The following is a 1,111-nucleotide window of genomic DNA, read 5'->3' as shown; positions in this document are numbered from 1 at the left end:
CCGACAGTCTGACCCGTGAGATACACCGCATTCAGGCTGTCAAGAGCGATATCATTCGCCTGATCTGCAAAATTGCCTCCGAGGTAATCTGACCACCTGATCATCGAACCGGTCGGGTCCAGTTTTATGACAAATGCATCGTTTGATCCATGCAGCCGGTCTCCGTATGCAAAGGGGAGCATTATGGGGAAGTTATCTGAAAAGGTATCACCAGTGACATATATATTCTTCAGGGAGTCAACCGCAATACCCCGGCCAAAATCGGCATGATCACCTCCAAGGTATGTTGAAAAGAGGATTGATGCATTCCCGGTTGTCTGGTTAATTCCAATTTTTGTAATAAATGCATCCCGGCTGTTGTGGCAGTATGTTCCATTATACTTCAGATACGCAGTATTGACAACCGTTGGATTCACTAGTGGAAAATTACATGAGGAGGTATATCCGGTCACATATACATCACCAGACGAGTCACGTGCAATATCCATACCATAGTCTTCCAGTGTCCCCCCAAGTAACGTTGAATATTCCAGGTATGGATCAATTATCAGGGGATATGCCGGATCATAATCTCCGATCGCATATCCTACCTCTCCATTCTCAAGGATTTTATACGATGATTCAACCGGAACAGAACTCCCATTGATCATCTGATAAGTATACGGAGCCCGTTCAGTAAGATTCCCAAAGCTTGTCTGTACCTGAAGAGAACCATCCTCCGTCAGCGAGATCCCCTTACTCCCGCCATATATCAGACGGATAAGCCCGGGATCGGCCCCTTCCCTGACGGTAAACTCCCGTTTAAGAACGCCCTGCTGTCCGGAGTAGGAGAGGTTGATGCCAGGAAGAATGTCCACATACCGGATACCTCCATACCACGGCACATATCGGTGCCAGTCAGATTCGTTCGATCCGATCAGGAAGTTTGCATACCCGTCAAGTTTGTCAAACGCCTCAACGGTAGCATTCTCTCTTGCATCTGCAACGGTCACGATGACCGGAATAGAGACATTTTCCCCGCATTCCACACAGTCACCAGACGGACCGCTGATTAATAGAGCATCTTTTGTAAAATCAAATGAAAATTCTGCTGTTTTTACCTGATAGAGAA

General features: G+C 46.8%; 1 protein-coding gene. It reads right to left on the bottom strand.

Annotated features, from left to right (window positions below; all coding sequences use genetic code 11):
* Positions 1–1,028: DUF7948 domain-containing protein (locus PLA23_RS13660; protein ID WP_324475581.1), on the bottom strand; the 1,028-nt coding region annotated here is incomplete at its 3' end.
* Between the last annotated feature and the right edge of the window lie 83 nt (positions 1,029–1,111).

Origin of the sequence: Methanospirillum sp. (assembly GCF_035406105.1) — an archaeon.
In the GTDB taxonomy this organism is placed as follows: domain Archaea; phylum Halobacteriota; class Methanomicrobia; order Methanomicrobiales; family Methanospirillaceae; genus Methanospirillum.
The sequence above is the reverse complement of the archived record's forward strand: the minus strand, read 5'-3'. Positions and strand labels throughout refer to the sequence as shown.